Origin of the sequence: Paenibacillus sp. FSL H8-0122, assembly GCF_038005345.1 — a bacterium.
Classification (GTDB): domain Bacteria; phylum Bacillota; class Bacilli; order Paenibacillales; family Paenibacillaceae; genus Paenibacillus_AQ.
Map to the genome: position 1 here is coordinate 1,724,794 of NZ_JBBOTB010000001.1, position 22,356 is coordinate 1,747,149.

The 22,356-nt window shown below is 53.8% G+C and carries 26 protein-coding genes; 22 read left to right on the plus strand and 4 right to left on the minus strand.

Going from position 1 to position 22,356, the window contains the following annotated elements:
* Position 1: 1 nt before the first annotated feature.
* The gene (gene splB, locus NSS64_RS07300; RefSeq protein WP_341139714.1) at positions 2-1,078 is read right to left on the minus strand and encodes a spore photoproduct lyase; all 1,077 of its coding nucleotides are present in this window, start codon (positions 1,076-1,078) and stop codon (positions 2-4) included.
* A 193-nt stretch (positions 1,079-1,271) separates the two neighbouring features.
* On the opposite strand from splB, the gene mntR reads away from it, so the two are divergent.
* The 3 genes from mntR (at position 1,272) to NSS64_RS07315 (ending at position 4,598) form a co-directional block, all read left to right on the plus strand.
* On the plus strand, positions 1,272-1,697 hold the full coding sequence (mntR, locus tag NSS64_RS07305) for a transcriptional regulator MntR (RefSeq protein ID WP_340939475.1): 426 nt from the start codon (positions 1,272-1,274) through the stop codon (positions 1,695-1,697).
* 176 nt (positions 1,698-1,873) lie between these two features.
* The gene (locus NSS64_RS07310) at positions 1,874-3,553 is read left to right on the plus strand and encodes a family 10 glycosylhydrolase (RefSeq protein WP_341139715.1); all 1,680 of its coding nucleotides are present in this window, start codon (positions 1,874-1,876) and stop codon (positions 3,551-3,553) included.
* 64 nt (positions 3,554-3,617) lie between these two features.
* Positions 3,618-4,598 (plus strand): patatin-like phospholipase family protein, encoded by a 981-nt coding sequence (locus NSS64_RS07315; protein WP_341139716.1) that lies wholly within the window; start codon positions 3,618-3,620, stop codon positions 4,596-4,598.
* A 106-nt stretch (positions 4,599-4,704) separates the two neighbouring features.
* Here the strand turns inward: NSS64_RS07315 and NSS64_RS07320 are convergent, their stop codons facing one another.
* Both NSS64_RS07320 and NSS64_RS07325 read right to left on the minus strand, forming a co-directional pair.
* Entirely contained in the window at positions 4,705-5,043 is a 339-nt protein-coding gene (locus NSS64_RS07320) for a hypothetical protein (RefSeq protein ID WP_341139717.1), read from the minus strand.
* A gap of 7 nt (positions 5,044-5,050) precedes the next feature.
* The gene (locus NSS64_RS07325; protein WP_445253495.1) at positions 5,051-5,998 is read right to left on the minus strand and encodes a DUF1385 domain-containing protein; all 948 of its coding nucleotides are present in this window, start codon (positions 5,996-5,998) and stop codon (positions 5,051-5,053) included.
* A gap of 206 nt (positions 5,999-6,204) precedes the next feature.
* Between NSS64_RS07325 and NSS64_RS07330 the strand changes: the two genes are divergently transcribed.
* The 4 genes from NSS64_RS07330 to NSS64_RS07345 all read left to right on the plus strand — a co-directional run bounded on the left by NSS64_RS07330 (position 6,205) and on the right by NSS64_RS07345 (position 10,365).
* Positions 6,205-6,696: a YqhR family membrane protein gene (locus NSS64_RS07330; protein WP_341139718.1), complete on the plus strand. Its 492-nt coding sequence runs from the start codon at positions 6,205-6,207 to the stop codon at positions 6,694-6,696.
* Positions 6,697-6,772: 76 nt separating this feature from the next.
* Entirely contained in the window at positions 6,773-7,843 is a 1,071-nt protein-coding gene (locus tag NSS64_RS07335) for a M24 family metallopeptidase (protein WP_341139719.1), read from the plus strand.
* 45 nt (positions 7,844-7,888) lie between these two features.
* Positions 7,889-8,446, plus strand: coding sequence for an elongation factor P (gene efp, locus NSS64_RS07340; protein WP_036731916.1), 558 nt, complete (start codon positions 7,889-7,891; stop codon positions 8,444-8,446).
* A 665-nt stretch (positions 8,447-9,111) separates the two neighbouring features.
* Positions 9,112-10,365: an aspartate kinase gene (locus NSS64_RS07345; RefSeq protein WP_340939480.1), complete on the plus strand. Its 1,254-nt coding sequence runs from the start codon at positions 9,112-9,114 to the stop codon at positions 10,363-10,365.
* 131 nt (positions 10,366-10,496) lie between these two features.
* Here NSS64_RS07345 and NSS64_RS07350 read toward each other — a convergent pair whose 3' ends face one another.
* Positions 10,497-11,363, minus strand: a complete 867-nt coding sequence (locus tag NSS64_RS07350; protein WP_340939481.1) for a YitT family protein — start codon at positions 11,361-11,363, stop codon at positions 10,497-10,499.
* A gap of 246 nt (positions 11,364-11,609) precedes the next feature.
* Between NSS64_RS07350 and NSS64_RS07355 the strand changes: the two genes are divergently transcribed.
* The 15 genes from NSS64_RS07355 to nusB all read left to right on the plus strand — a co-directional run bounded on the left by NSS64_RS07355 (position 11,610) and on the right by nusB (position 22,331).
* Positions 11,610-11,873, plus strand: coding sequence for a YqhV family protein (locus tag NSS64_RS07355; RefSeq protein WP_425355101.1), 264 nt, complete (start codon positions 11,610-11,612; stop codon positions 11,871-11,873).
* Positions 11,874-11,955: 82 nt separating this feature from the next.
* Positions 11,956-12,963, plus strand: coding sequence for a stage III sporulation protein AA (spoIIIAA, locus tag NSS64_RS07360; RefSeq protein ID WP_341139720.1), 1,008 nt, complete (start codon positions 11,956-11,958; stop codon positions 12,961-12,963).
* A complete protein-coding gene (gene spoIIIAB / locus NSS64_RS07365) occupies positions 12,956-13,474 on the plus strand; it encodes a stage III sporulation protein SpoIIIAB (RefSeq protein ID WP_339249529.1) in 519 nt (172 codons plus the stop codon). The genes spoIIIAA and spoIIIAB overlap by 8 nt, the downstream gene beginning before the upstream one ends.
* A gap of 13 nt (positions 13,475-13,487) precedes the next feature.
* Positions 13,488-13,691 carry a stage III sporulation protein AC gene (gene spoIIIAC, locus NSS64_RS07370; protein ID WP_020426549.1) on the plus strand — a complete coding sequence of 68 codons (204 nt, stop codon included), beginning with the start codon at positions 13,488-13,490 and terminating at the stop codon, positions 13,689-13,691.
* 9 nt (positions 13,692-13,700) lie between these two features.
* Positions 13,701-14,090 carry a stage III sporulation protein AD gene (gene spoIIIAD, locus NSS64_RS07375; RefSeq protein ID WP_036698407.1) on the plus strand — a complete coding sequence of 130 codons (390 nt, stop codon included), beginning with the start codon at positions 13,701-13,703 and terminating at the stop codon, positions 14,088-14,090.
* 47 nt (positions 14,091-14,137) lie between these two features.
* Positions 14,138-15,433 carry a stage III sporulation protein AE gene (gene spoIIIAE / locus NSS64_RS07380; RefSeq protein WP_341139721.1) on the plus strand — a complete coding sequence of 432 codons (1,296 nt, stop codon included), beginning with the start codon at positions 14,138-14,140 and terminating at the stop codon, positions 15,431-15,433.
* Positions 15,434-15,457: 24 nt separating this feature from the next.
* A complete protein-coding gene (gene spoIIIAF / locus NSS64_RS07385; RefSeq protein WP_341139722.1) occupies positions 15,458-16,261 on the plus strand; it encodes a stage III sporulation protein AF in 804 nt (267 codons plus the stop codon).
* A gap of 17 nt (positions 16,262-16,278) precedes the next feature.
* Positions 16,279-16,917 (plus strand): stage III sporulation protein AG, encoded by a 639-nt coding sequence (spoIIIAG, locus tag NSS64_RS07390; protein WP_341139723.1) that lies wholly within the window; start codon positions 16,279-16,281, stop codon positions 16,915-16,917.
* A gap of 107 nt (positions 16,918-17,024) precedes the next feature.
* Positions 17,025-17,936, plus strand: a complete 912-nt coding sequence (locus NSS64_RS07395; RefSeq protein WP_340993583.1) for a SpoIIIAH-like family protein — start codon at positions 17,025-17,027, stop codon at positions 17,934-17,936.
* 277 nt (positions 17,937-18,213) lie between these two features.
* Positions 18,214-18,723, plus strand: a complete 510-nt coding sequence (gene accB / locus NSS64_RS07400; protein WP_340939489.1) for an acetyl-CoA carboxylase biotin carboxyl carrier protein — start codon at positions 18,214-18,216, stop codon at positions 18,721-18,723.
* A 56-nt stretch (positions 18,724-18,779) separates the two neighbouring features.
* Positions 18,780-20,123: an acetyl-CoA carboxylase biotin carboxylase subunit gene (accC, locus tag NSS64_RS07405; protein WP_340993582.1), complete on the plus strand. Its 1,344-nt coding sequence runs from the start codon at positions 18,780-18,782 to the stop codon at positions 20,121-20,123.
* Between the two features lie 119 nt (positions 20,124-20,242).
* Positions 20,243-20,659 carry an Asp23/Gls24 family envelope stress response protein gene (locus NSS64_RS07410; RefSeq protein ID WP_036698392.1) on the plus strand — a complete coding sequence of 139 codons (417 nt, stop codon included), beginning with the start codon at positions 20,243-20,245 and terminating at the stop codon, positions 20,657-20,659.
* 72 nt (positions 20,660-20,731) lie between these two features.
* Positions 20,732-21,271, plus strand: coding sequence for an alkaline shock response membrane anchor protein AmaP (gene amaP / locus NSS64_RS07415; protein ID WP_340939491.1), 540 nt, complete (start codon positions 20,732-20,734; stop codon positions 21,269-21,271).
* A gap of 15 nt (positions 21,272-21,286) precedes the next feature.
* Positions 21,287-21,520: a DUF2273 domain-containing protein gene (locus tag NSS64_RS07420; protein ID WP_036698387.1), complete on the plus strand. Its 234-nt coding sequence runs from the start codon at positions 21,287-21,289 to the stop codon at positions 21,518-21,520.
* 361 nt (positions 21,521-21,881) lie between these two features.
* Complete coding sequence (gene nusB, locus NSS64_RS07425; RefSeq protein ID WP_036698385.1) at positions 21,882-22,331, plus strand: transcription antitermination factor NusB; 450 nt, start codon at positions 21,882-21,884, stop codon at positions 22,329-22,331.
* Positions 22,332-22,356: the final 25 nt, after the last annotated feature.

The following is a 22,356-nucleotide window of genomic DNA, read 5'->3' on the forward strand; positions in this document are numbered from 1 at the left end:
TTTAAGTGAAGTAATCAATAGCCGCTTCCGGAAAATGCTCAAAAATCCGCTCTGTGATGAATTCGCGCAGGGCGGTTTGCTGTTCGTCCGGGTAGACATATTTGTTCTGTCCCCATTTGCCCCATTTCTTCTTGCGCTTCTCGATGTCCATCTCCAGCTTTGACTTCGGATAACGCTTCTCGATGACGGTCTTGGCCGTCTTGGTGAAGCGGTGCTGGATCATCTCGAAGGTCAGCCCCTTGCCAATGCCCGATGGCAGGGCATGCGCCAGCTTCTCCAGCAGCTCGCTGTAGCCGTCTTCCCAGCCGTCATGCCAGATAATAGGGGCAATGATGAAGCCCAGCGGATACCCGGCACGGGCGATCTGTCCGGCGGCCTCAATGCGTTCCTCGAAGCGTGAGGTGGCCGGCTCGAAGTTTTTAATTACATAGTCGGCGTTCACGCTAAAGCGTACACGGGTATGGCCGTTATGCTTCAGCTTAAGCAGCGGCTCGACATGCTGGTATTTGGTTACGAAGCGCAGCCGCCCGAGCGGCTCTTCCGCCATGAATTCGATCAGCTCCGTCAGCGAGCCGGTAATATGCTCAAGGCCGAGCGGGTCTGAAGTGCAGGCCGCTTCGAACGTCGTAATTTCCGGGGAACGCTCGGTGATATATTTTTTGGCTGCATCGATGATGTCCCCGGTATTGACATAGACGCGGATGTAGGGCTTCGCTCCCAGCGTAGTCTGCAGGTAACAATAATGGCAGTGGCCCATGCACCCGGTGGCAATCGGAATCGCATAATCGGCAGACGGCTTCGACTGGTCAAAAGTTAGCGTCTTGCGCAAGCCGACCACAAGCGTCCGTTTGGCGATTTTGTATTGCTCGGTTTCCGTCTCGCCGGGCAGGTTGGTAATCCGGTTATGCGAGGTGGTCATACGGTAGGGAATATTCCGGGACTTGACCCATTCCATAATCCGCTCCCCTTTGGGATAATTGAGCGCATCGGGCTCGAAGAAAACCAGCTCCGGGATGAACAGTCCGGTGGGCTTGCGCTGTCTTTTGGCAGGAGGGCGTTCGGGTGTGATTAAGGTCATTATTTCACGCTCCTTCGGGATGAGGATACCGTTATTGTGCCAATCCGCAGGCGAATGGAATCATGGTAAACATCACTAACCGGGGAAGCGGATGACCGGCAGGACTTGCCAAGGAGCGGCAGAAGCATGTATCATTGTTAGAGCAAGGCCCGGTCCCACCGTTACGCTCATTATAGAAAAGAGGTAAGCTAGAATGCCAACACCCAGCATGGAGGATTATTTGGAGCGCATATATAAGCTCATCGACGAGAAGGGTTATGCGCGGGTCTCGGATATTGCCGAGGGGCTGGAAGTCCATCCCTCCTCTGTGACCAAGATGATCCAAAAACTGGATAAGGACGAATATCTCATCTATGAGAAATATCGTGGGCTTGTCCTAACAAGCAAAGGAAAAAAAGTGGGGAAACGTCTTGTGGACCGCCATCAGCTGCTGGAGGAGTTCCTCGGGATTATTGGGGTGCAGCAAGAGCATATTTATAAGGATGTTGAAGGCATTGAGCATCACTTGAGCTGGGATTCCATCACCCGGATCGAAACGCTGGTGGAGTATTTCCGCCGGGATGAAGCGCGTGTGCAGACCTTGTATGATATTCACCATGAGATGGCCAGCGATTCATAAACGTGGCTTTTTTTGTTTGATTAGCGCAACCTTTCCAGTTTTTTTACGTCAAAACGGGTACCGTTCCTTTTTCACTTCAGGAAGGATTCCGTTTACACCAAAGAGCGGCCTTCTCCCTTACTTAAGGATGAGAGGGTCATTTTTTATATATACAACTTCAAGACCTGGGAGGAATTATGAATTACCGAAAATGGATCGTAGGACTGCTCGTCGTTATGTTATGTCTGCCCGCGTGGACGCCGGGTGTGCGCGCAGCTTCTGTGCAAATTACCATTGAACTGGATGGGGAGACGCTGAATCCGGATGTGCCGCCGTATATTACACGTACCAACGTTACGATGGTGCCTGCCGGTGTGATTAGCCAGGGACTGGGGGCCGGTGTGAAATGGGATCAGGCCAGTAAGACAGCAACTATCAGCAAGGATAATAATATACTGCAGCTGACCAGCGGCAAAACAAGCGCCATCGTTAACGGGGCGTCTGTCCGTCTGGATACTTCTGTGCAGATCACGCAGGGCCGGGTCATGGTTCCGCTGCGGTTTGTAAGCGAGCAGCTTGGGCTTCAGGTACTCTGGGATCAGGCGACGAAGCATATTTCCTTATATTCCGGCAAGGAGATCGGCGCGCCTTCGACGCCTGCGGTGCCGTCAGTTCCGTCAGTGCCTACACCAACTGTACCACCTACGCCGTCTGTGCCAATACCAACGGTACCGTCACCAACCGTACCTTCTATTCCTGGTGCCAAGACCAGTAAGGCGATGAAGGGCGCCTGGGTATCCACTGTGTATAATCTGGATTGGCCCTCGACGTCTTCGGCAGGCAATCCCGACAAGCAGAAGAAAGAGTTCGACAGCCTGCTGGACAAGCTGAAGGCGGCCGGATTCAATAGTGTATTCGTCCAGGTCAGACCGTCTGGGGATGCACTTTATCCTTCACAGATCGTGCCCTGGTCCAAGGTGCTTAGCGGAACTCAGGGGAAGGAGCCCGGCTACGACCCGCTGGCCTATATGGTTAGCAGTGCCCACAGCCGGGGAATGCAGCTGCACGCCTGGTTCAATCCGTTCCGGGCTACGACAGACGCATCTACCAGCAGTCTAGCCTCTAACCATGTCGCCAAGCTTCATCCGGACTGGATCGTCAAGGCCGAGAACAAGCTGTACATAAATCCGGGGATTCCAGATGCGCGGCAGCATATCATTGACACGGTGATGGAGGTGGTCAGAGGGTATGATATCGATGGAGTACATCTGGATGATTACTTTTATCCTTCAAATGTAGCTTTTGCCGATGATACGGCCTTCAAGACCTTCAATACACAAGGAATTAGCAGCAAAGGCAACTGGCGGCGGGATAATATCAACCAGTTCATCCGCCAGCTGGGGCAGGAGATTCATGCAGCGAAGCCGTCCGTTTCTTACGGGGTCAGCCCGTTCGGGGTATGGCGCAACAAAAAAGCGGACAGCACCGGCTCAGATACTACAGCAGGGGTGTCAGCCTACGATGACATGTATGCAGATGTGCGCACCTGGATTCAGAGCGGCTGGATCGATTATGTTGCCCCGCAGGTCTATTGGAGCCTCTCCTTCAGCGCCGCCCGTTATGATAAGCTGGTGGACTGGTGGGTGAACGAGGTTAAGGGAACGAAGGTTAAGCTGTACATCGGCCTGGCCTCCTACAAGGTAGGGGATACCAAGCAGACAGCGGAATGGCAGAGCGGGAATCAGATTATCAACCAGCTCAAATATAATGAGAAGTACGATGAGGTGGGAGGCAGCATCCTGTTCCGGGCGAATGATATTGTCGTCCGTGACCCGTATGGGCTGGCCAGCCTGCTCAGCTTCTATTTCAAGAGTTAAGTCATGAATAGTCCCCCGTGCTCATAGATAACAATACATTCTATGGAACGGGGGTTTGCCATGTATGGAGATTAACGCAGTATTTGAAGGCGGGGGAGTCAAAGGGATTGCCCTGGCAGGTGCGGTGGAGGCGACGGAACGCGCAGGCCGCACCTTCGGTAGGGTGGCAGGGACGTCTTCCGGTTCGATCATTGCCTCACTGCTGGCAGCGGGGTACAGCGGGGAGGCGATGAGCCGGATTATCCGGCATACGCCGTTCACCGCGTTCCTGAAACGGGGAGCCTTATACAATACTGCCTACATTGGACCGGCCTTGCGCGTGCTCCTCAAGAAGGGGCTGTACTCGGGCCAGGCGCTGGAAGCGTGGATTCGCGGCCTGCTGCTGGATAAGGGGGTAGTAAGATTCCGGGACCTGCCGCGCGGCAAGCTGCGGGTAATTACATCAGACATCACCAACGGGCGGATTGTGGTGTTGCCCGACGATCTGGTGCTGTACGGGATAGAGCCTGACAGCTTCGAAGTCGCCAAGGCGGTGCGGATGAGCTGCAGCATTCCGTATTTCTTCGATCCGGTGATCCTGCGGCTGGCCGGAGAGGCGGCAAGGGGGAAGCCGTTCAGCGGGCAGCTGGTCTATATGGTAGACGGCGGGGTGCTGAGTAATTTCCCGCTCTGGCTGTTCGATGAGAAGAAGGACGGCTTCCAGTCCCCCGGGCGCAGAACACCAACCATAGGCTACCAGCTGATCGGGAAGACGGCTCCGCAGCCGCATCATATTACGGGGCCGTTCAGCATGCTGGAGGCGATGGTGGAGACGATGCTCTCCGCGCATGATGAACGGTATATTGAGACGGATAAATTCATTCGTACGGTCAAAATCCCTACGCTGGGTATCTCCACCACCGCGTTTCATATCACGCAGGCACAGACGGACGCCTTGTATACGGCGGGCATCGCAGCCGGAGAAGAGTTCTTTGCTAACTATCGTCCGGCACCGCCTTCCTATACCTGGAGGGCAACCCTTCATCCCGCTGCTCCAAGGCGGTAACTAAACCAAAACCTATAAATTCTTATCTTTCCAGAAAAAAGGCATCCCCACGAGATTTCCTCAAGTGGGGATGCCTTTTGCAGCTCTGCTTCGTTAAATTTAGTATTCAGTGATATTTGGGCAGCTGATCATCATTCTTCCCCTTGCTGCCTTCGATGACCTGGAAGGGATAGCTTTTGCGCTTACCGGGTGAGCCAGTGGTCTTGCGGATGCCGGCAACCTTGGACATCGTTTTGGCTGAAGGCTTAACCTTGGTGCGCGGACGACCGGGTCCGCCTCCCATTCTGCCGGGGGCCACTTTGTAGGCGTAATACAACAGTCCCAGCAGAATCAGGGGTAAGATGAAGATGGACAAGGCCATCAGGCCGCGTGCCATAATATCTATCATCAGGCCCCATACGGCAAGAGCTGTCGTAATCCAAAATATCAAAGCATGTCTGATCATTGGCTAATCATCCTTTCGCAGGATCCAAAATGCCGCCTGACACACTTGCCTCCGAATATCCTTTTGCTTCAATTGCAGCGTCCAGCTCCCGCATCCGGTTGAAGGAAGCGATCGACACCTCTACCATATCGTCTTTCGGTTCCTTGGTAGTCAGCAGCTGCAGCCACAGGCCCGGGTACCCCAGATACTTAAGGCCGGGAATATCTCTTACCGCATTCGTGCCCTTCAGTACCTCGAACGAGATTCCGATGACCACCGGCAAAAGAACGATACGCTGCAGCACCCGTTCCATCAGGGAATTCCACGGGACGACCGAGTAGATAATTACACCGAGGATAATCGTCAGCATCATGAAGCTGCTTCCGCAGCGGTAATGCAGACGGCTGTATTTCTGTACGTTCGCTACGGTCAGCTCTTCACCAGCTTCAAAGGCGCTGATGACCTTGTGCTCAGCTCCGTGATATTGGAAGAGCCGCTTGATCACTGGCGTCTGCGAGATCGCCCAGAGATAGACGAGCAGGAGAATCAGCTTGATGCCGCCTTCCACAAGGTTGTGCAGAATATAGTTGTCAAATACATTTTTGAACAAAAAATCTTCTACGAATACCGGGACCAGCGTGAAAATCAGCTTGCCGAACAGGAAAGAAAGAATCCCCATTATAGCTACGCCGAAGATCATTCCGAGGCTCCAGCCTTCGTCCTTCTTCTTGTTCTTCGCTTGCTGCTTGGCAAGCTCTTCCGGCTCCGTCTCATCCTCGGCATAGGATTCTGCCGAATAGTTCAAGTGCTTCGAGCCTTTGGCGCTGGAATCTATAATACTGACAATGCCGCGAAGCAGCGGAATCTTGCGCAGTTTAAGGACCCAGCTCTTATCGCTCTTCGGCACCTCCAAAAATGTAATCTCCTGATTCTTTCGTCTTACGGCTGTTACGTTGACATGCTTGCCGCCGAACATGACGCCTTCGATGACGGCTTGGCCGCCGTAACTGGGAGTTTCCTGGGACAACCAATTCACCTTCCCGTATATTGATATGATTTATATAATACATTGTAACTAATTTTTAAGCACATTACTAGTTGGATTGCCGTTAGCTGTACATACTAGCTGTAGAGAGCGGAGTGGAAACCGGATTAACCCCATACCGAAAGAGAGGGAGCTCTATGAGTTCTTCAAGCAAGCACAAAAGCGTCCAGACGAATCCTTTTTATTTCTCCATTGAACTGGGTTATTTCGCCGGTTTAATCTGGGGAGGGTTGCACTGGCTGATGTATGTTCTGCACTTCACTAAGGTCATTCCGGGATTTTTGGCGGAGCCTTTTTTCAAGCATGAGTTTTTGGTGACGCCTGCCGGGCATTTGCTCGGATATTTATTTTTTATCATTCTGTCGGTACTCTCGTCCTTAATCTATGTGCTGGTGTTCCGGAAGCTTAACGGACCTTGGCCCGGGATGTTCTACGGGGTGCTGTGGTGGTCGGTCCTGTTCCTGGCCTGCTCGCGCTTATTCCTGCTCCAGCCGCCGTTCAAGCTGCCTTGGATCACGGTGATCAGCGAATTCTGTCTCTTCCTGCTATGGGGATTATTCATCGGATATACGGCGGCAATCGAGTATACGGATGAACGCAAACGCGAACAGCAGACGAAGCTGGCCTAGGCCCTTCGAAAAAACTTCTCAGTTGGCCTGCCGCTATGGTAAAATACAATGTGGCTATTTCGAGAGGAGAATGAAAATGGGCAACAAGCGCGTCTCCAAGCTGCGTAAGGTTCTGCAGGAACTGGGACTGGATGCGATGTTAATTACCAGCGGATATAACCGCCGCTATTTGAGTGGGTTCACCGGCTCCTCCGGGGTTGTACTGGTTACCGGTGATGACAGTTATCTGCTGACGGATTTCCGGTATATGACACAGGCCTCGGAACAGGTGAATGGCCTCAAGGTGGTACAGCATGACTCGAAATTCATTGACACCGTGCGGGAACTGCTGCCGAAGGGCGGACAAGTCCGTGTCGGCTTCGAGCAGGATGATGTGACCTTCAGTGCGTACACCGCTTATGCGGAGGCTCTTGCCCCGGCAGCTATGGTACCGGTATCTAAGGCTGTTGAGAACCTGCGCATGTTCAAGGACGAGGAAGAGCTGGCTGTGATGCAGCGGGCTGCCGATCTGGCAGACGCCACCTTCAGTCATATCCTGAATGTGATCAAGCCGGGCATGACGGAACGCGATGTCGATCTGGAAATGGAATTCTACATGCGTACGCATGGTGCAACTTCGTCTTCGTTCGATACAATCGTCGCTTCCGGTGAGCGTTCAGCTATGCCGCATGGTGTAGCGAGCAGCAAGGTTATCGGGAACAACGAATTCGTCACCTTCGATTTCGGCGCGCTCCTGGACGGTTATTGCTCCGATGTGACCCGTACGATTGCTCTGGGATCACCGGACCCTAAGCTGAAGGAGATCTACGATATTGTGCTTGAAGCGCAGCTTCATACGCTGGCGCATATCAAGCCCGGCATGACCGGCCGTGAATGTGATGCCCTGGCCCGAGATATCATCACCCGCTACGGGTATGGTGAATACTTCGGCCACAGCACAGGCCATGGTCTCGGAATGGAAGTACATGAATGGCCGCGCTTGTCCAAGCTGGCGGATGAAGTCATCCAGCCGGGGATGGTTGTCACTGTGGAGCCGGGAATCTATCTCTCAGGTCTTGGCGGCGTACGGATTGAAGATGATATTGTCATTACCGAGAGCGGCATCACGCTGCTGACAGATTCATCGAAGGATTATTTGGTACTGTAAGACACTATTATTCAGTTCATTTATGGATTCCAGGAGGGATTTTTTGTGATTTCAGTTAACGATTTCAAGACAGGCCTGACCGTAGAAGTAGAAGGGGACATCTTCACCGTCCTAGATTTCCAGCACGTGAAGCCGGGTAAAGGCGCAGCCTTCGTCCGCTCCAAGCTGAAGAACCTGCGTAACGGCAATACGGTTGAACGCACGTTCCGTGCCGGTGAAACGATTGGCCGCGCCATCATCGAGAACCGTGGCGTACAGTATCTGTATGCAAGCGGCTCTGAGCATGTGTTCATGGACAACGAGACTTACGACCAGTTCGAATTGACAGCCAAGCAGCTCGAATGGGAGCTTAACTTCCTTAGAGAGAACATGACGGTAAATATCGTCAGCTACCAGGGCGAAATCCTCGGGATCAACCTGCCGACCAGCGTAGAGCTGAAGGTTACCGAGACCGAACCTGGCGTTAAGGGTAACACGGCTCAAGGCGCAACCAAAGCGGCTGTTCTGGAGACCGGTCATACGGTCCAGGTACCGCTGTTCATCAATGAAGGAGATGTTCTCCTGGTCGATACCCGCGAAGGTAAATATATCTCCCGCGCGTAAGAGCCTTTTTGGATTTCAGATGTAACTTGAGGGCCTCCCCGCTTGATGCGGCGGAGGTCTTTTTGCTGTGTCAGGCTGGGCGAGAGGGAATAAGTGGAGGGAAAGGGGATTAAAAGGATAAAAGGGATAAATCCCTCTGATTTAGTGGAATGTTAGCTGAACGGAGGGATTAAAGGGATAAATCCCTCAGATTAAGCTAAAAGTGGACATGAAGGGGAAATCAAAGGGATAAATCCCTCAGATTTGCAGAAAGCGGGCGGCACATTAGGAATAAAAGGGATAAATCCCTCTGGCAGGCGTCTCAGGTGGGCAGAATATGGAGTGGAGTAATAAGGAGCATTAGTGCACCAGAATTGGGCTAAAGCGGGCTGGATGAGCGATTGAGGTGCACTAGTACACCTGAATTGGGCCGAAGTAGGCTGGACGAGCGAATGAGGTGCACTATTGCACCTGAATTGGGCCGAAGTGGGCTGGATGAGCGAATGAGGAGCATTAGTGCCCCTGATTTAGGTCGTGAAGGTTCGGGGTTATGGCCGGGTTCATCAAAAATGGGCATTTTATTTTGTGAAACCATTAACGCATGTTATGATTTTCGTATTATACTGTGTTAAAGCATTAACCAAAATTTAAGCTACTTTAGAGCGAAATAGGGAGTGAATGGAACTTTGTCACTTTATGTCATGAAATTCGGGGGCAGCTCCGTCGGCGACATTGAACGTATGAAGCGGGTTGCCGGGCGGATCGCAGCCAAGCAGGATGAAGGACATCGCTGCGTGGTGGTGGTCTCCGCTATGGGAGATACCACAGATGATCTGATCGATCAGGCGAATCAGCTGAACGGTCAGCCCCCCGCACGCGAGATGGATATGCTGATGACTACCGGGGAGCAGATCTCCGTAGCGCTTCTGTCGATCGCACTTCACGGGATCGGCCGGAATGCCGTATCCTATACAGGCTGGCAGGCCGGGTTCCGTACCGATGAGACCCACGGCCGGGCACGGATCAGTGAGATTGTTCCGCGCCGGGTGCTGGAGTCGCTGGAGCGGGAGCAGATTGTGATTGTAGCCGGCTTCCAGGGCATGACGCTGGATGGCGAGATCACTACGCTGGGCCGCGGAGGCTCAGATACGACAGCGGTTGCGCTGGCAGCAGCCATCAAGGCGGATGTCTGCGAGATTTACACCGATGTAGACGGAATCTACTCGACTGACCCGCGGATTGTGAAGACGGCGCGCAAGCTGAAGGAAATCTCCTATGACGAGATGCTGGAGCTGGCGAATCTCGGGGCAGCAGTGCTGCATCCGCGTGCCGTGGAATATGCCAAACGATATCAAGTGAAGCTGGTCGTCAGATCAAGCTTTAACCATAATGAAGGTACTGTGGTGAAGGAGGAAGCAAGCATGGAGCAGGGTGTAGTGGTTAGCGGAATTGCCTATGACAAGAATGTAGCCCGGATCAGTATTCTGGGAGTTCCTGATGTGCCGGGGGTACTCGCTCAGGTATTCGGCAAGCTGGCCGATGAAGGTGTGGATGTTGATATTATCGTGCAGAGCGGAGTGCAGAACAAGACGGCTGACTTCTCCTTCACTGTAGCGCTTGGAGATCTTGTGAAGGCCAAGGAGGTTATCGAGGAACTGCACAGCGTATTGCCTTACCGTGAAGTGACTTCCGAGGACAGTCTGGTCAAGGTGTCGATTGTCGGCGCCGGAATGGTCAGCCACCCGGGGGTTGCTGCCAAAATGTTCGAGGTGATCTCGAATGAAGGCGTGAGCATCAAGATGGTCAGCACCTCCGAGATCAAGGTATCCTGTGTGATTGAATCCGGCAACCTGCAGCAGATCATCCAGGCGCTGCATACCGCCTATAACCTGGATACACAAGAGCAAGCCTTCGTTGGAGGTCCGCAGGACCGCCGCTAAGAATCGAGTCTTAATCCTAAGTTAAAAAGAGTGCTGTTACCCGCAAAAGCGGAGAACAGCACTCTTTTCTTTTGCCGCAAAATATGTTACTTGCCTGACGCTCCGGCGGGTGGCAGCAAGTTCGCTCCTGCTTAGCTCAGCCGCCGGAACCTGCCCATAATCTCTACCGTCTCCAGCACGTTAACGAAGGATTTCGGATCGGTCTCCAGAATCGTTTTGCGCAGATCTGCCAGCTCATAGCGGGTGGTTACGGTCATCAGCATCGTATTGCCTTCGTGGCTGTATCCGCCCTCGGCGTTCACAACCGTGATGCCGTGCGGCAGACTGGTCAGCCGGTTCAGCATTTTCTCGCGCTCTTTCGTGACGATGAAGCAGGTCAGCTTGATATGGCGGATGTGGATCATGTCCACCACCCGGCTTTTGACGAAGATACAGAGCATTGCGTACAGCGCGGAATCCCAGCTTTTGAAGAAGCCGAGACTTAAGATCACCAGACCGTCCATGACGAACAGCACGGTGCCCATAGGAATATCCCGCTTGCGGGTAATGATCGAGCCGAGAATGTCGAAGCCCCCGGAAGAACCGCCCGCCCGCAATGAGAAGCCCACCCCTCCCGCAATAATCACCCCGCCGAAGATACTGGCCAGAATCGGGTCCTTGGTAAGCTTCACTACAGGAATCACCGTCAGGAACCAGGTAGTGGACAGGACGGACAGCATGCTGTAGCAGATGTACTTTTTGCCCACGGCGACGAAGCCCCAGATCAGGATTGGCAGATTGATGGCGAAATAATACAACGAAATATACTTTGGATGGGTCAAATACCCGATGATGGAAGCTGTCCCGGCTACCCCGCCGCTTAGGAGCTGGTGCGGAATCAGGAATAACCGCAGGCCGGCTGCTACCAGGAAGGCTGAAAATATAATAATAGCTACCTCTTTTACCTGTCTGGTTATCGTTCCTGATACAAGCGGTACTACGAAATTACGAACCTGCATGACTATGATCCCCTTCTCTGCTCAGTTATCTTTAAATACGGCAAAATTAATTTTATCATACCGATGATATTTTTTTATGGGGTGCGGCACTATGATATCTTTCACACCTCCTGAAATCTGTGCTAGTATCCCCATTTCTTCTTGTCTAAAGTCGCCCCCTTCCGCATATCCATGGATAACAGCTTGTTTGATTTGCAGTGAAATGGCGGGCGGGCCCATAGATTTGTAAAAAGGGAGTTGGGATATTTGGACAAGTATGTAAGCTGGATGTCGGCCCTGCGGCTGCTGTCCGGCAGTGTAGAGATTGCGGCGGCCTTGATTATGCTGAAGCTGAATCAGGTGGATAAGGCGCTGGCTGTCAATTCGGGACTGGCGCTTGTCGGCCCTACGATCCTCATTCTGACCACGGCTGTCGGCCTTACAGGGATGGCAGAGCAGCTGTCCTGGGGGAAGCTCGGCTGGATTGGCTGTGGGGTGGCTATTCTCTTATTCGGGATTCTCAAGAAATGATAGATGATAGGCATAAAGCATAAGTACAAGCATAAATATGAAATAAAGCTATTTAGTAGAGGACAGCTTGGGGGTACCTGGTATGACAAATGACTGGCTTCTGTTGTTTCCCGAAAAAGTAAGAGCGCTGCTCGGCGGCCTCCCCGCTGCGCTCCTGGACAAGGTGGAGGAGATTCGCGTCCGTGAGGGACGGCCGCTGGAGATCAACTATTCCGGCAAGTATCATTTCATCGGTGCCGGCGGCACCCTGACCCAGCTTCCCGGCGAGGCTTACCGGCCGGACCGGGAGGATACGCACCGGCTGTTGGACCTCATCAGCAATCATTCCCTCTATACGATGGAAGAGGAGCTGCGCAAGGGCTTCATCACGATTCCGGGCGGACACCGGATCGGTCTCTGCGGCCGGACGGTGCTGAGCGGGGGCGGCGTGGAGCATCTGCGTGATATTACCGGCTTCAACGTGCGGATTGCCCGTGAGGTGCACGGCATCGCCGACGGCGTGCTGCCTTATCTGCTGGACCGGGGGCGGCAGCGTGTGATGCATACGCTGATTCTGTCCCCGCCGCAGCATGGCAAGACCACACTGCTGCGAGATCTGGCCAGGCAGCTGTCGGCTGGCGCAAGCGGCGGCCGGGAAGGCAGCCGGCCGGGGCTGAAGGTCGGCATCGTCGACGAACGCTCTGAGATCGCGGGCAGCCGCCGGGGAATTCCGGCCTTCGATGTCGGGCCGCGCACGGATATTCTGGACGGCTGCCCCAAGGCGGAGGGCATGATGATGATGATCCGCTCCCTGTCGCCCGATGTGCTGATCGCCGATGAAATCGGCCGCATGGAGGACGCAGAGGCAGTGACAGAGGCGCTGCACGCCGGGATCTCGGTGGTCGCTTCCGCGCACGGCAAGGAAGTGTCCGAGCTTGCCCGGCGGCCCGGACTTGGCGGGCTGCTGGAGCACCGGATGTTCGAGCGGTATGTGATACTGCACCGTGGAGCCTCTGGCTTGTCCTTCCGCGTTCTGGACGCCCAGAAGCGCGGGCTGCTGCTGGTCTCGCCGGAGCAGCAGCCGGTGTCAGGGGGTGACCGCCATGCTTAAGCTGCTTGGCGCGGTACTGATCGTGCTGGCGGGAACCCTGGCCGGCTTCAAGCGGGCGGCCCAGTATGCCGACCGGCCGAGGCACATCCGGGCCTTGATTGCCGCGCTCCAGCGGCTGGAGACCGAGATCCAGTACGGCTACACGCCGCTGCCGGAGGCGCTGCGCCGGATCGGGATGCAGACGAAGGAGCCGCTGAGAGCTTTTTTCCTTACGGCGGCGGAGGAGATGAACCCGCCGCATAACTACAGTGCGGAAGAGGCCATCCGGCGGGCGATGGAAGCCCACTGGAGCAGCGCATCGCTGCGGGGCACGGAGAAGGAGATCATCCGGCAGCTAAGCTGCACGCTCGGAACCAGTGACCGGCCGAATCAGAGCACGCATATTGCACTGGCTTTACAGCAATTGAAGCAGGAGGAGACAGCGGCCAGAGAAGATCAGGGCAAGTATGAGAAGGTGAGTAAAAGCCTGGGTCTGCTGCTTGGAGCATTGATCGTCATTTTGATCTTTTAGCGAGGTGCCAGGAATGAATATTGAAGTCAACGCGATCTTTCAGATTGCCGGCATCGGCATCATTATCGCCATGATCCATACGGTGCTTAAGCAGATGGGTAAAGAGGATATCGCCCACTGGGTAACGATTGTCGGCTTTATCATTGTCCTGTTCATGGTCATCCGGATGCTGGATGGGCTGCTGCAGGAAATCAAAACGATTTTTCTTTTTCAGTAGGCTGAAGTTATGGAAATCATTCAGATTGTGGGAATTGGCATCTTGGCGACGGTCCTTATCCTCGTCCTGAAGGAACAAAAGCCGGTATTCGCCTTCCTGCTGACCACGGCGGCCGGCATCCTGATCTTCCTGTTCCTGATCGGCAAGATCGGAACGATTCTAGGTACGCTGGAGCGGGTGGCGGAGTCTTCCGGGATGGAAATGATCCACATCAAAACCGTGTTCAAAATCATCGGCATCTCCTATATTGCGGAATTCGGGGCGCAGATCGTGAGGGATGCCGGGCAGGAATCGATTGCTTCCAAGATTGAGCTGGCCGGCAAGGTGCTGATCATGGTGCTGGCTGTTCCGATTATCAGCATTATTATTGAAACGGTCATGAAGCTGCTGCCAGCCTGATACAGCGGACATGCCGGACAAGTTGGAGGAAAGCGGAGGTGAGGGGAATGCAGGAGCATAGTATTTTTCGGCCGCCAAAAGGGGTGAAAGCGCTCCTGCTTCTGCCAGCTCTGCTGCTGGTGCTCCACATGCTTATGCTGTGTGCAAGCACGGCAAGCGCCGCAAGTGATGCAAGTTCTGCAAGTGCGGCAAGCACAGCTCCGGTTCCTTCGTCCCCGGCTACAGGCGGCAGCGGAGGCCCTGCGTCTCCTGTTGACCAGTGGGTGAAAGGGCAGGTGGAGCATCTGCCAAAAGACAAAGTCGAGTCTTACTGGGACCAGCTGATGAAGGATTACGGCGGATTTTTCCCGGAGGGACGGACGCCTTCCTTGATGGATATGCTGCTGCCGGGAGATAAGGGCTTAAGCTTCAAAAGCGTATTGTCCGGTCTGATGAACTTCATGTGGCATGAGGTACTCTACAACGGCAAGCTGCTGGTCACGATTGTGATGATCAGTGTGCTGAGCATGATTCTGGAGACGCTGCAGACCGCTTTTGAACGGAAATCAGTCAGCAGGATTGCTTATATGCTCTGCTACATGGTGGTGCTGGTCATCGCCGTTAACAGCTTCAATGTCGCTATCGGCTATGCCAAGGATGCCATCGACCGGATGATCGACTTCATGATGGCTATGATTCCGCTGCTGTTCGCGCTGCTGGCTTCAATGGGCAATATCGTCACGGTGTCGGTGACCCATCCGCTGATCGTATTCATGATCCATACCGTAGGCACGCTGATTCATACGCTGGTCTTCCCGCTGCTGTTCTTCTCGGCGGTGCTGCATCTGGTGAGCGCCATGTCGGATAAATACAAGCTGACCCATCTGGCGAATCTGCTGCGCAATATAGGGGCCGGGCTGCTCGGGGTGCTGCTGACTGTGTTTCTGGGCGTGATCTCCGTCCGGGGGATTACCAGCTCCGTTACAGACGGAGTGACCATACGCGCGGCCAAATATATTACAGGAAATTTCGTGCCGGTGATCGGTAAAATGTTCGCGGATGCCACGGACACGGTCATCTCGGCCTCACTGCTGGTGAAGAACGCCATCGGGCTGTCGGGAGTGATCATTATCCTCTTCCTGTGCGCGTTCCCGGCAATCAAAATACTGATCCTCGCCCTGATCTACAATCTGGCCGCAGCTGTGATGCAGCCGCTGGGCGAGACACCGATTGTGACCTGCCTGCAGACGATCGGCAAAAGCATGATTTACGTCTTCGCGGCGCTGGCTGCCGTCTCGCTGATGTTCTTCCTGGCTGTAACCATTATGCTGACTGCGGGCAATGTGACCGTGATGATGCGATAGAACGAAAGGATAAGGAGGTGCGCCATGTCCTGGCTCAGCAGTTGGCTCCATGAGCTGATTCTCGTCGTGCTGATGGCTGCATTCGTGGAGATGCTGCTGCCCAGTAAATCCATGGAACGCTATGCCAGGCTGGTGCTCAGTCTGCTGGTACTGCTAACGATGCTCAGCCCGATAATCTCTCTGCTGAAGGGCGATGCCAGCAAGGAGCTGACCGTGGCGATGCAGCAGCAGGAGAGAAGCGGGGGGCTGCTGAACAAGGCGGAGGGCGCACCGGATTCGCTGGACAAGATTCTGGCAGACGGCCGGATGCTTGCCGCCGGAGCGCGTGACCAGAGCCTGAAGCTGGCTGCCGAGGAAATCGCCGGCCAGATGCGCGACCAGATTGCCGGGAGCACCGGGCTCGGCGGGGTGAAGGTGACGGTGGCCCTGGCCATGGGTCCGAATCCAAATGCGCCGCTCGGCGAGGAGGTGCCGCTGATCTCCTCGGTCACGGTAGCTCTTCCGCCGGAGCAGAGCGCCTCTGGAGGCGCTGTCCCGGGCAAGGGTACAGCATCCCTCCCGTCAGCCGGGCCGATACAGATTAACCCTGTAGAACCGGTCCAGGTCAGTCTGGAAGGCAGCGGCGGGGATGGTGAAGCGCAGGAAGCGTCCTTCTCAGGTGGTGGTTCGGCTCCGGCTTCCTCCTCTTCCGGGAGCGGCATAGAGGGAGTGCAGGAGACCCTGGCGGAAGAAGCTGGAACAATTATCCATCTGTTGGAGAAGAACTGGAACCTGGACCCCGCTCTGATCAAGGTGCAGAGCAGCGGGGGCGGTACCGTGAAATCATAATTGAAGGAGGGAAATCAATGGGCAATTGGCTGAAAAAGCTGGAGCAGTGGGCCGGAGGCGGCAGCGGCAGCCCGAAGCGCAGCCACACCTTCCGCTGGCTAATCATTATCGGTCTGCTGGGCGTTGCGATCATGCTGTTCAACTCCTTCGTGAATGTGAAGAAGCTGGACAACGAGAACACAGGGCGTGAACCGCCGGACAGCGAGACCTCACAGACGGTCCTGCAGCAGGAGACCGGGAGCGCGAATTCTTTTGACAGCATCGAACTGGCGATGGAGAACCGTACGAAGGGGATTCTGGAGAAAATCGTGGGGGTCGGTACTGTGGATATCATGGTCACCGTAGATTCCACAGAAGAGATTATCGTGCAGCGCAATATGAACGACTCGCAGCAGCAAAGTGAAGAAACGGATGCCAGCGGCGGTAAACGCCATACCACCCAGTACACCAGGGACGGCCAGATCGTCACTTACAGCCAGTCAGGGAACGAGGCTCCGATTATAACCAAGCGGGTGAAGCCTCAGGTACGGGGAGTGCTGGTGGTTGCCAAAGGGGCAGAGAACAAGGTCGTGCGCAGTCTGATTGAGCAGGCGGTTGAAAAAGGGCTTAACGTACCGGTCTACCGGATTTCTGTTGTCCCGCGCAAGCAGGAATAGGCATGTCTCCGGCAACCCCGGCATATGCTTTAACAGAAGAGGCTTGTACGATACACATGACACACACGACAAGAGGGCTGGCAACAAAATTATAGGAGGTATAAACAATGAAGGGCAAAAGACAAACGATTTGGCTGGTTTCTATGCTCAGTTTGATGGTAGTGCTCTCTGCATATTATCTGTTCACGGAAGATACGGGGGCTCCCATCCCCAAAGAAACCGCAGGCAGCATCCAGGTGGACACTATCAAAGACGGGACGGGCGGCGGAACCTCCACTACGCTGGACAGCGGACTTGTCATCAAAGAGGTCAGCACGGACAAAGGGATTGCAGTAGGAACCGTGGATGACAGCAGCAAGACCTCCAAGGATGAAGCAGCATCGACAGTGGCAACTGAGGACATTACGACTCCGGCTGTGATAGATGACAGCAGTGTGGTTGCAGACAGCAGTAACACTGCTAAGGATACAACTGCAGCAACGGACAAGGCGGCCACTACTACGGCTGATAACGGCAAGGATACGGCTGGCAGCAAGGACAGCAAGGAGAATAAGGACACTAAGGACAGCAAAGACAGCAAGGATACGTCAGCCGCTGTAGACAAGACTCCGGCGAAGGACGACGAGGCTATTCTGGATGAGGTGGCTTCGCAGAGCGTATCGGCCAGCAGCCTGTTCACGAACTACCTGTACGAACGCGAGCAGAAGAACCTGAAGGATCATAATGATCTGCTGGCGCTGATTAACGATATGGATAAGACACCGGCCGAGAATGCAGCAGCCCAGGAGCAACTGAGCAAGCTGGAAGAGAAGGAATCCAAAATCACCGGGATTGAAGAAAAGCTTCAACAAAAATACGGCGAGGCCATTGTGAAAGAAGAAGCCGGAGACGCCTATACGATCGTAGTGCTCAGCGATAAGCTGGATGTGAAGCAGGCGGTTGGCATCGTGGATTTTGTAATGAAGGAACTGAGCGTTACCCAGGATAAGATTAAGGTCCAATACGTCTCGGAGCAGTAAGCCAGCTGAATATAATCAGGGAAAATAGAATAAAATGCCGAAAGAGCCCGGGCGCGTCCCAGGCTCTTTCCATTTCTAGCGTTTGTGATATAATACATAAAGTTATCGATGCATACAAAAAGAAGATTACGCAGGCAGCGGTTACACCAGGTAGCGATTCAAGAGAATAACAGAGCAGCCCAGCCTTACAGGTATGCTTGTCAGAACGGATATCGTACCCTGCTCAGCCAGCGTCCCAAAATGGCTTCGAGAGAAAGCTGAAGGAGTGAACTACCCAATGTTCAAGTTAAGCGAGATTAAGGAATTGATTCAATTGCTGGACCAGACTTCCTCCGTGCACGAGCTGGAGATTGAAAGCGAAGGTATGAAGCTGGCTATCCGTAAACCGGATCGCTCTGAAGCTGAAGGAACAGTAATTCAGGCGGCTCCTTATACCTACCCCTTTACGCCAGCCCCGCAGCCGCAAAGTCCGCAGATCATTGCCCCTCCGGCTGTTAGTGAAGTTCCTGCTGCGGCGCAGCAGCCCGCACCCTCCGCTGAAGGCGCATTACATAAAATCGTCTCGCCGATGGTCGGGACCTTCTATAGTGCCGCTTCACCGGAGACGCCTTCCTTTGTCAATGTCGGGGACCGGGTAAATGAGAAATCCACGGTCTGCATCATTGAAGCAATGAAGCTGATGAATGAGCTGGAAGCCGAAGTGAAGGGCGAGATTGTCTCTGTCCTGGTTGAGAACGGCCAACTGGTGGAATATGGCCAGCCGCTGTTTCTGGTGAGAGCGGAATAATTGCCGCGAGAATGAGGAGGAGCTTGCAAGCTTCGCTAAACTTTGGGAGGAAACGCATGAACATTCAAAAAGTGTTGATTGCCAACCGCGGCGAGATTGCGGTCCGCATTATCCGGGCCTGCCGCGAGCTGGGTATTGCCACAGTGGCTGTCTATTCGGAGCCGGACCGCGATTCCCTGCATGTCCGTCTTGCAGATGAGGCGTACTGTATCGGACCGATGCCCGCCAAGGACAGCTATTTGAACTTTACTAATATTATGAGCGTTGCCACGCTGACGGAATGCGATGCTATTCACCCCGGCTACGGCTTCCTGGCCGAGAACGCGGATTTCGCCGAGATCTGTGAATCCTGTAACATTACCTTCATCGGCCCGTCGCCGGATGCAATTACGCGGATGGGCGACAAGGCAGTAGCCAAGGAGACGATGAAGCAGGCGGGGGTTCCGATTATTCCGGGCTCCGACGGGCTTGTCGGCGACATAGAAGAAGCGGTGATGCTGGGCCGGGATATCGGGTATCCGATCATCGTCAAGGCTACAGCAGGCGGCGGAGGCAAGGGCATCCGCATCGCCGAGGACGAGGAATCGCTGGTGAAGCAGATTACCGCTGCCCAGCAGGAGGCGCAGAAGGCCTTCGGCAATGCCGGGGTCTATCTGGAGAAATTCCTGACCGGCATGAAGCATGTGGAGATTCAGATCATCGCCGACAATCACGGCAACGTAGTCCATCTGGGTGAACGTGACTGCTCTGTGCAGCGCCGCCGCCAGAAGCTGGTGGAGGAAGCGCCTTGCTCCATCCTGACACCGGAGACCCGTGAAGCGATGGGCCAAGCCGCTGTGCGGGCCGCGCTCGCGGTTAATTACTCGGGGGCGGGCACGCTGGAATTCCTGCTTGGACCTGACGGCCAGTTCTATTTCATGGAGATGAATACCCGTATCCAGGTGGAGCATCCCGTGACAGAGATGGTTACCGGGGTGGATCTGATCAAGGAAATGATCTCTGTGGCGGAAGGCAATACGCTCTCCTTCACCCAAGAGGATATTGTCATCAACGGCTGGTCGATCGAATGCCGGATCAATGCGGAGGACCCTGAACGTAATTTCATGCCGTCTCCCGGCAAAATCGGCTTCTATCTGCCTCCGGGCGGACTCGGCGTACGGGTGGACAGCGCGGCGTACCCCGGCTATACCATTTCACCTTTTTATGACTCCATGATTGCCAAGCTGATCGTCTGGGCACCGACCCGGGAAGAGGCAGTCGCCAAAATGAAGCGTGCACTGGCTGAATTTGCGGTGGAAGGCATACATACCACCATTTCATTCCACCAGAGACTGCTGGAGCATCCGGTGTTTTTGGACGGGAACTTCGATATCAAGTTCCTTGAGGAGTATGAAGTTTAGGACGGCTTCTCATGGTTTGTCATAAAGTTCGTCAAATGATATAGTATGTTTAATAAGAGGTGTACTGCCCGCTTGAAGTGCCCCTACAACTTTTTTTGCTGGAAAGGTGTGAAGTCCAAATGAGTACATTGCCGACAGAATTTGAACGTACGGAAATCGGTGAAATCCAGATCGCTCCAGAGGTGATCGAGGTTATCGCCGGTTTGGCAACCGTTGAGGTGAAAGGTGTGGCCGGAATGAGCGGCGGTTTCGCCGGCGGAATCGTGGAGCTTCTCGGACGCAAGAACCTGTCCAAAGGGGTTAAGGTTGAGGTTGGACAGCGCGAGGCTGCGGTGGATGTGTCCGTAATTATCGAATACGGCTACCGTCTTCCGGAAGTGGCTGCTGAAATTCAGCGCAATGTTAAGCGCTCCATCGAAACCATGACCGGTCTGACCGTTGTGGAAGTGAACGTGCATATTCATGATGTGCAGTTCAAAAGCAATACAAGCATTGACAAGAGCGAGGACACGGATGCGGTTATCCGCGTGAAGTAAGGGTTCAGTTCTTCCATAAACCCCCGACAGTGCGTCGAGGGTTTACCTTAATTTAAGGAGGTTGTGAGACTCGTGGCCAAAATTCTGGACAGGCTTCTGCTGTTCCTGTACAGCTTAAGCATTGGAATACTATCTGTAACTGCCATCCTCCTCTTAAGCGGTGTCATTCCGGACAAGTATGAGATTTCGGACGGACCGGCGGTCTATATCACTGCGATCTCGGTGGCGGTCATTCTGTTCCTGCTGAGCATCCGCTTCTTCTACATCTCCCTGCGCCGCGACCGCGCTTCCCTGCCGTCTGTGGATCAGCGTACAGAGTACGGGGATATTCAGATCTCAATGGAGACCATTGAGAACCTGAGTCTGAAGGCTGCGGGCAAAGTGAAGGGCATCCGCGACCTGAAATCGCGCATCCGTGTCTCACAGGCGGGTCTTGAGATTATGATCCGGGCGGTCGTCGACGGCGAGCATTCACTGCCGCTGCTTACTACGGATGTACAGCGCCAGGTGCATGATTTCGTACAGGAGACAACCGGAATTCCGGTTGCAGATGTGTCTGTATACATTGCTAACCTCACACAGGCACCAAGCTTCAAAAGTCGAGTGGAATAGAGGTGAGTTTCCCTGATGTCCTGGAGAGAAGTATGGGAAAGTCACGGGGGTAGAATTACCGGAGTTGCCTTCGGTGTCTTTCTCGGATTGATTTATCTGATTAGCGGTTTTTGGGATATGCTGTTCTTTGCACTGGTAGTGTTCATCGGATATACGTTCGGCAAACGAAAGGATACCGCGCAGGGTCCCCTGTTTCAATGGCAGGAGATCGCAGAGCGGCTGTCCGGACGCTGGCGTCCCTTCAAATGAACCGCGATAGTCTTTCTCCCGGAAGCCTGGAACCCGTTACTTTGAGTTGCTGACCTGCGGAAGAAAGGCTGCGCGGTTTTTTGCTGAAAAGGCAGTATAAATGCCCGGAGTGTGCTTTTTGAGAAAGTTAAGGGTATAAATACACCTGAATCGGCTCGGAGTGGGTTTTTTGAGAAAATTAAGGGTATAAATACACCTGAATCGGCCCGGAGTGGGCTTTTTGAGAAAATTAAGGGTATAAATGCTCTTAAATCGGCCTATGCGGACGTTTATGTGAGGAAATGTAGGATAGAAGCTGGTCCGGTTGTAATTGTTGAAATCTGTAACACCAAAACAAGAGGCTAGTTCGTAGGAGGAACACATGAAGAGACGTTTAGCGAGAGAAATTATTGTACAAAGCCTGTACCAGATGGAAATGAACGATGTAGAGGTTACCGAAGCGGTTGATATGCTGATTGAAGAAGCGGCAGATGAGAATGAAACCGAGCGCGTTATTACCGATGAGATTGAACTGAAGGCTTATGTAGTTACGCATGTCAACGGCGTGTGGGAGCACAAAATGGCGATTGACGATATGCTGGAGCATTATCTTAAGGGCTGGCAGATGAGCCGCTTGTCACGTGTAGACCGTCAGATTCTGCGTCTGGCTACCTTCGAGATGATCTTCGCCAGCGATGTGCCGGCCAAGGTGTCTGTCAATGAGGCGATTGATCTGGCCAAGCATTTCGGCACAGAAGATTCCGGTAAATTCGTGAATGGTGTCCTCGGTAAAATGATTCAGGATGTGGACACGCTTAGAGCTGAGCTGTAGTTCAGCTTCCATTTAAATTCGATTC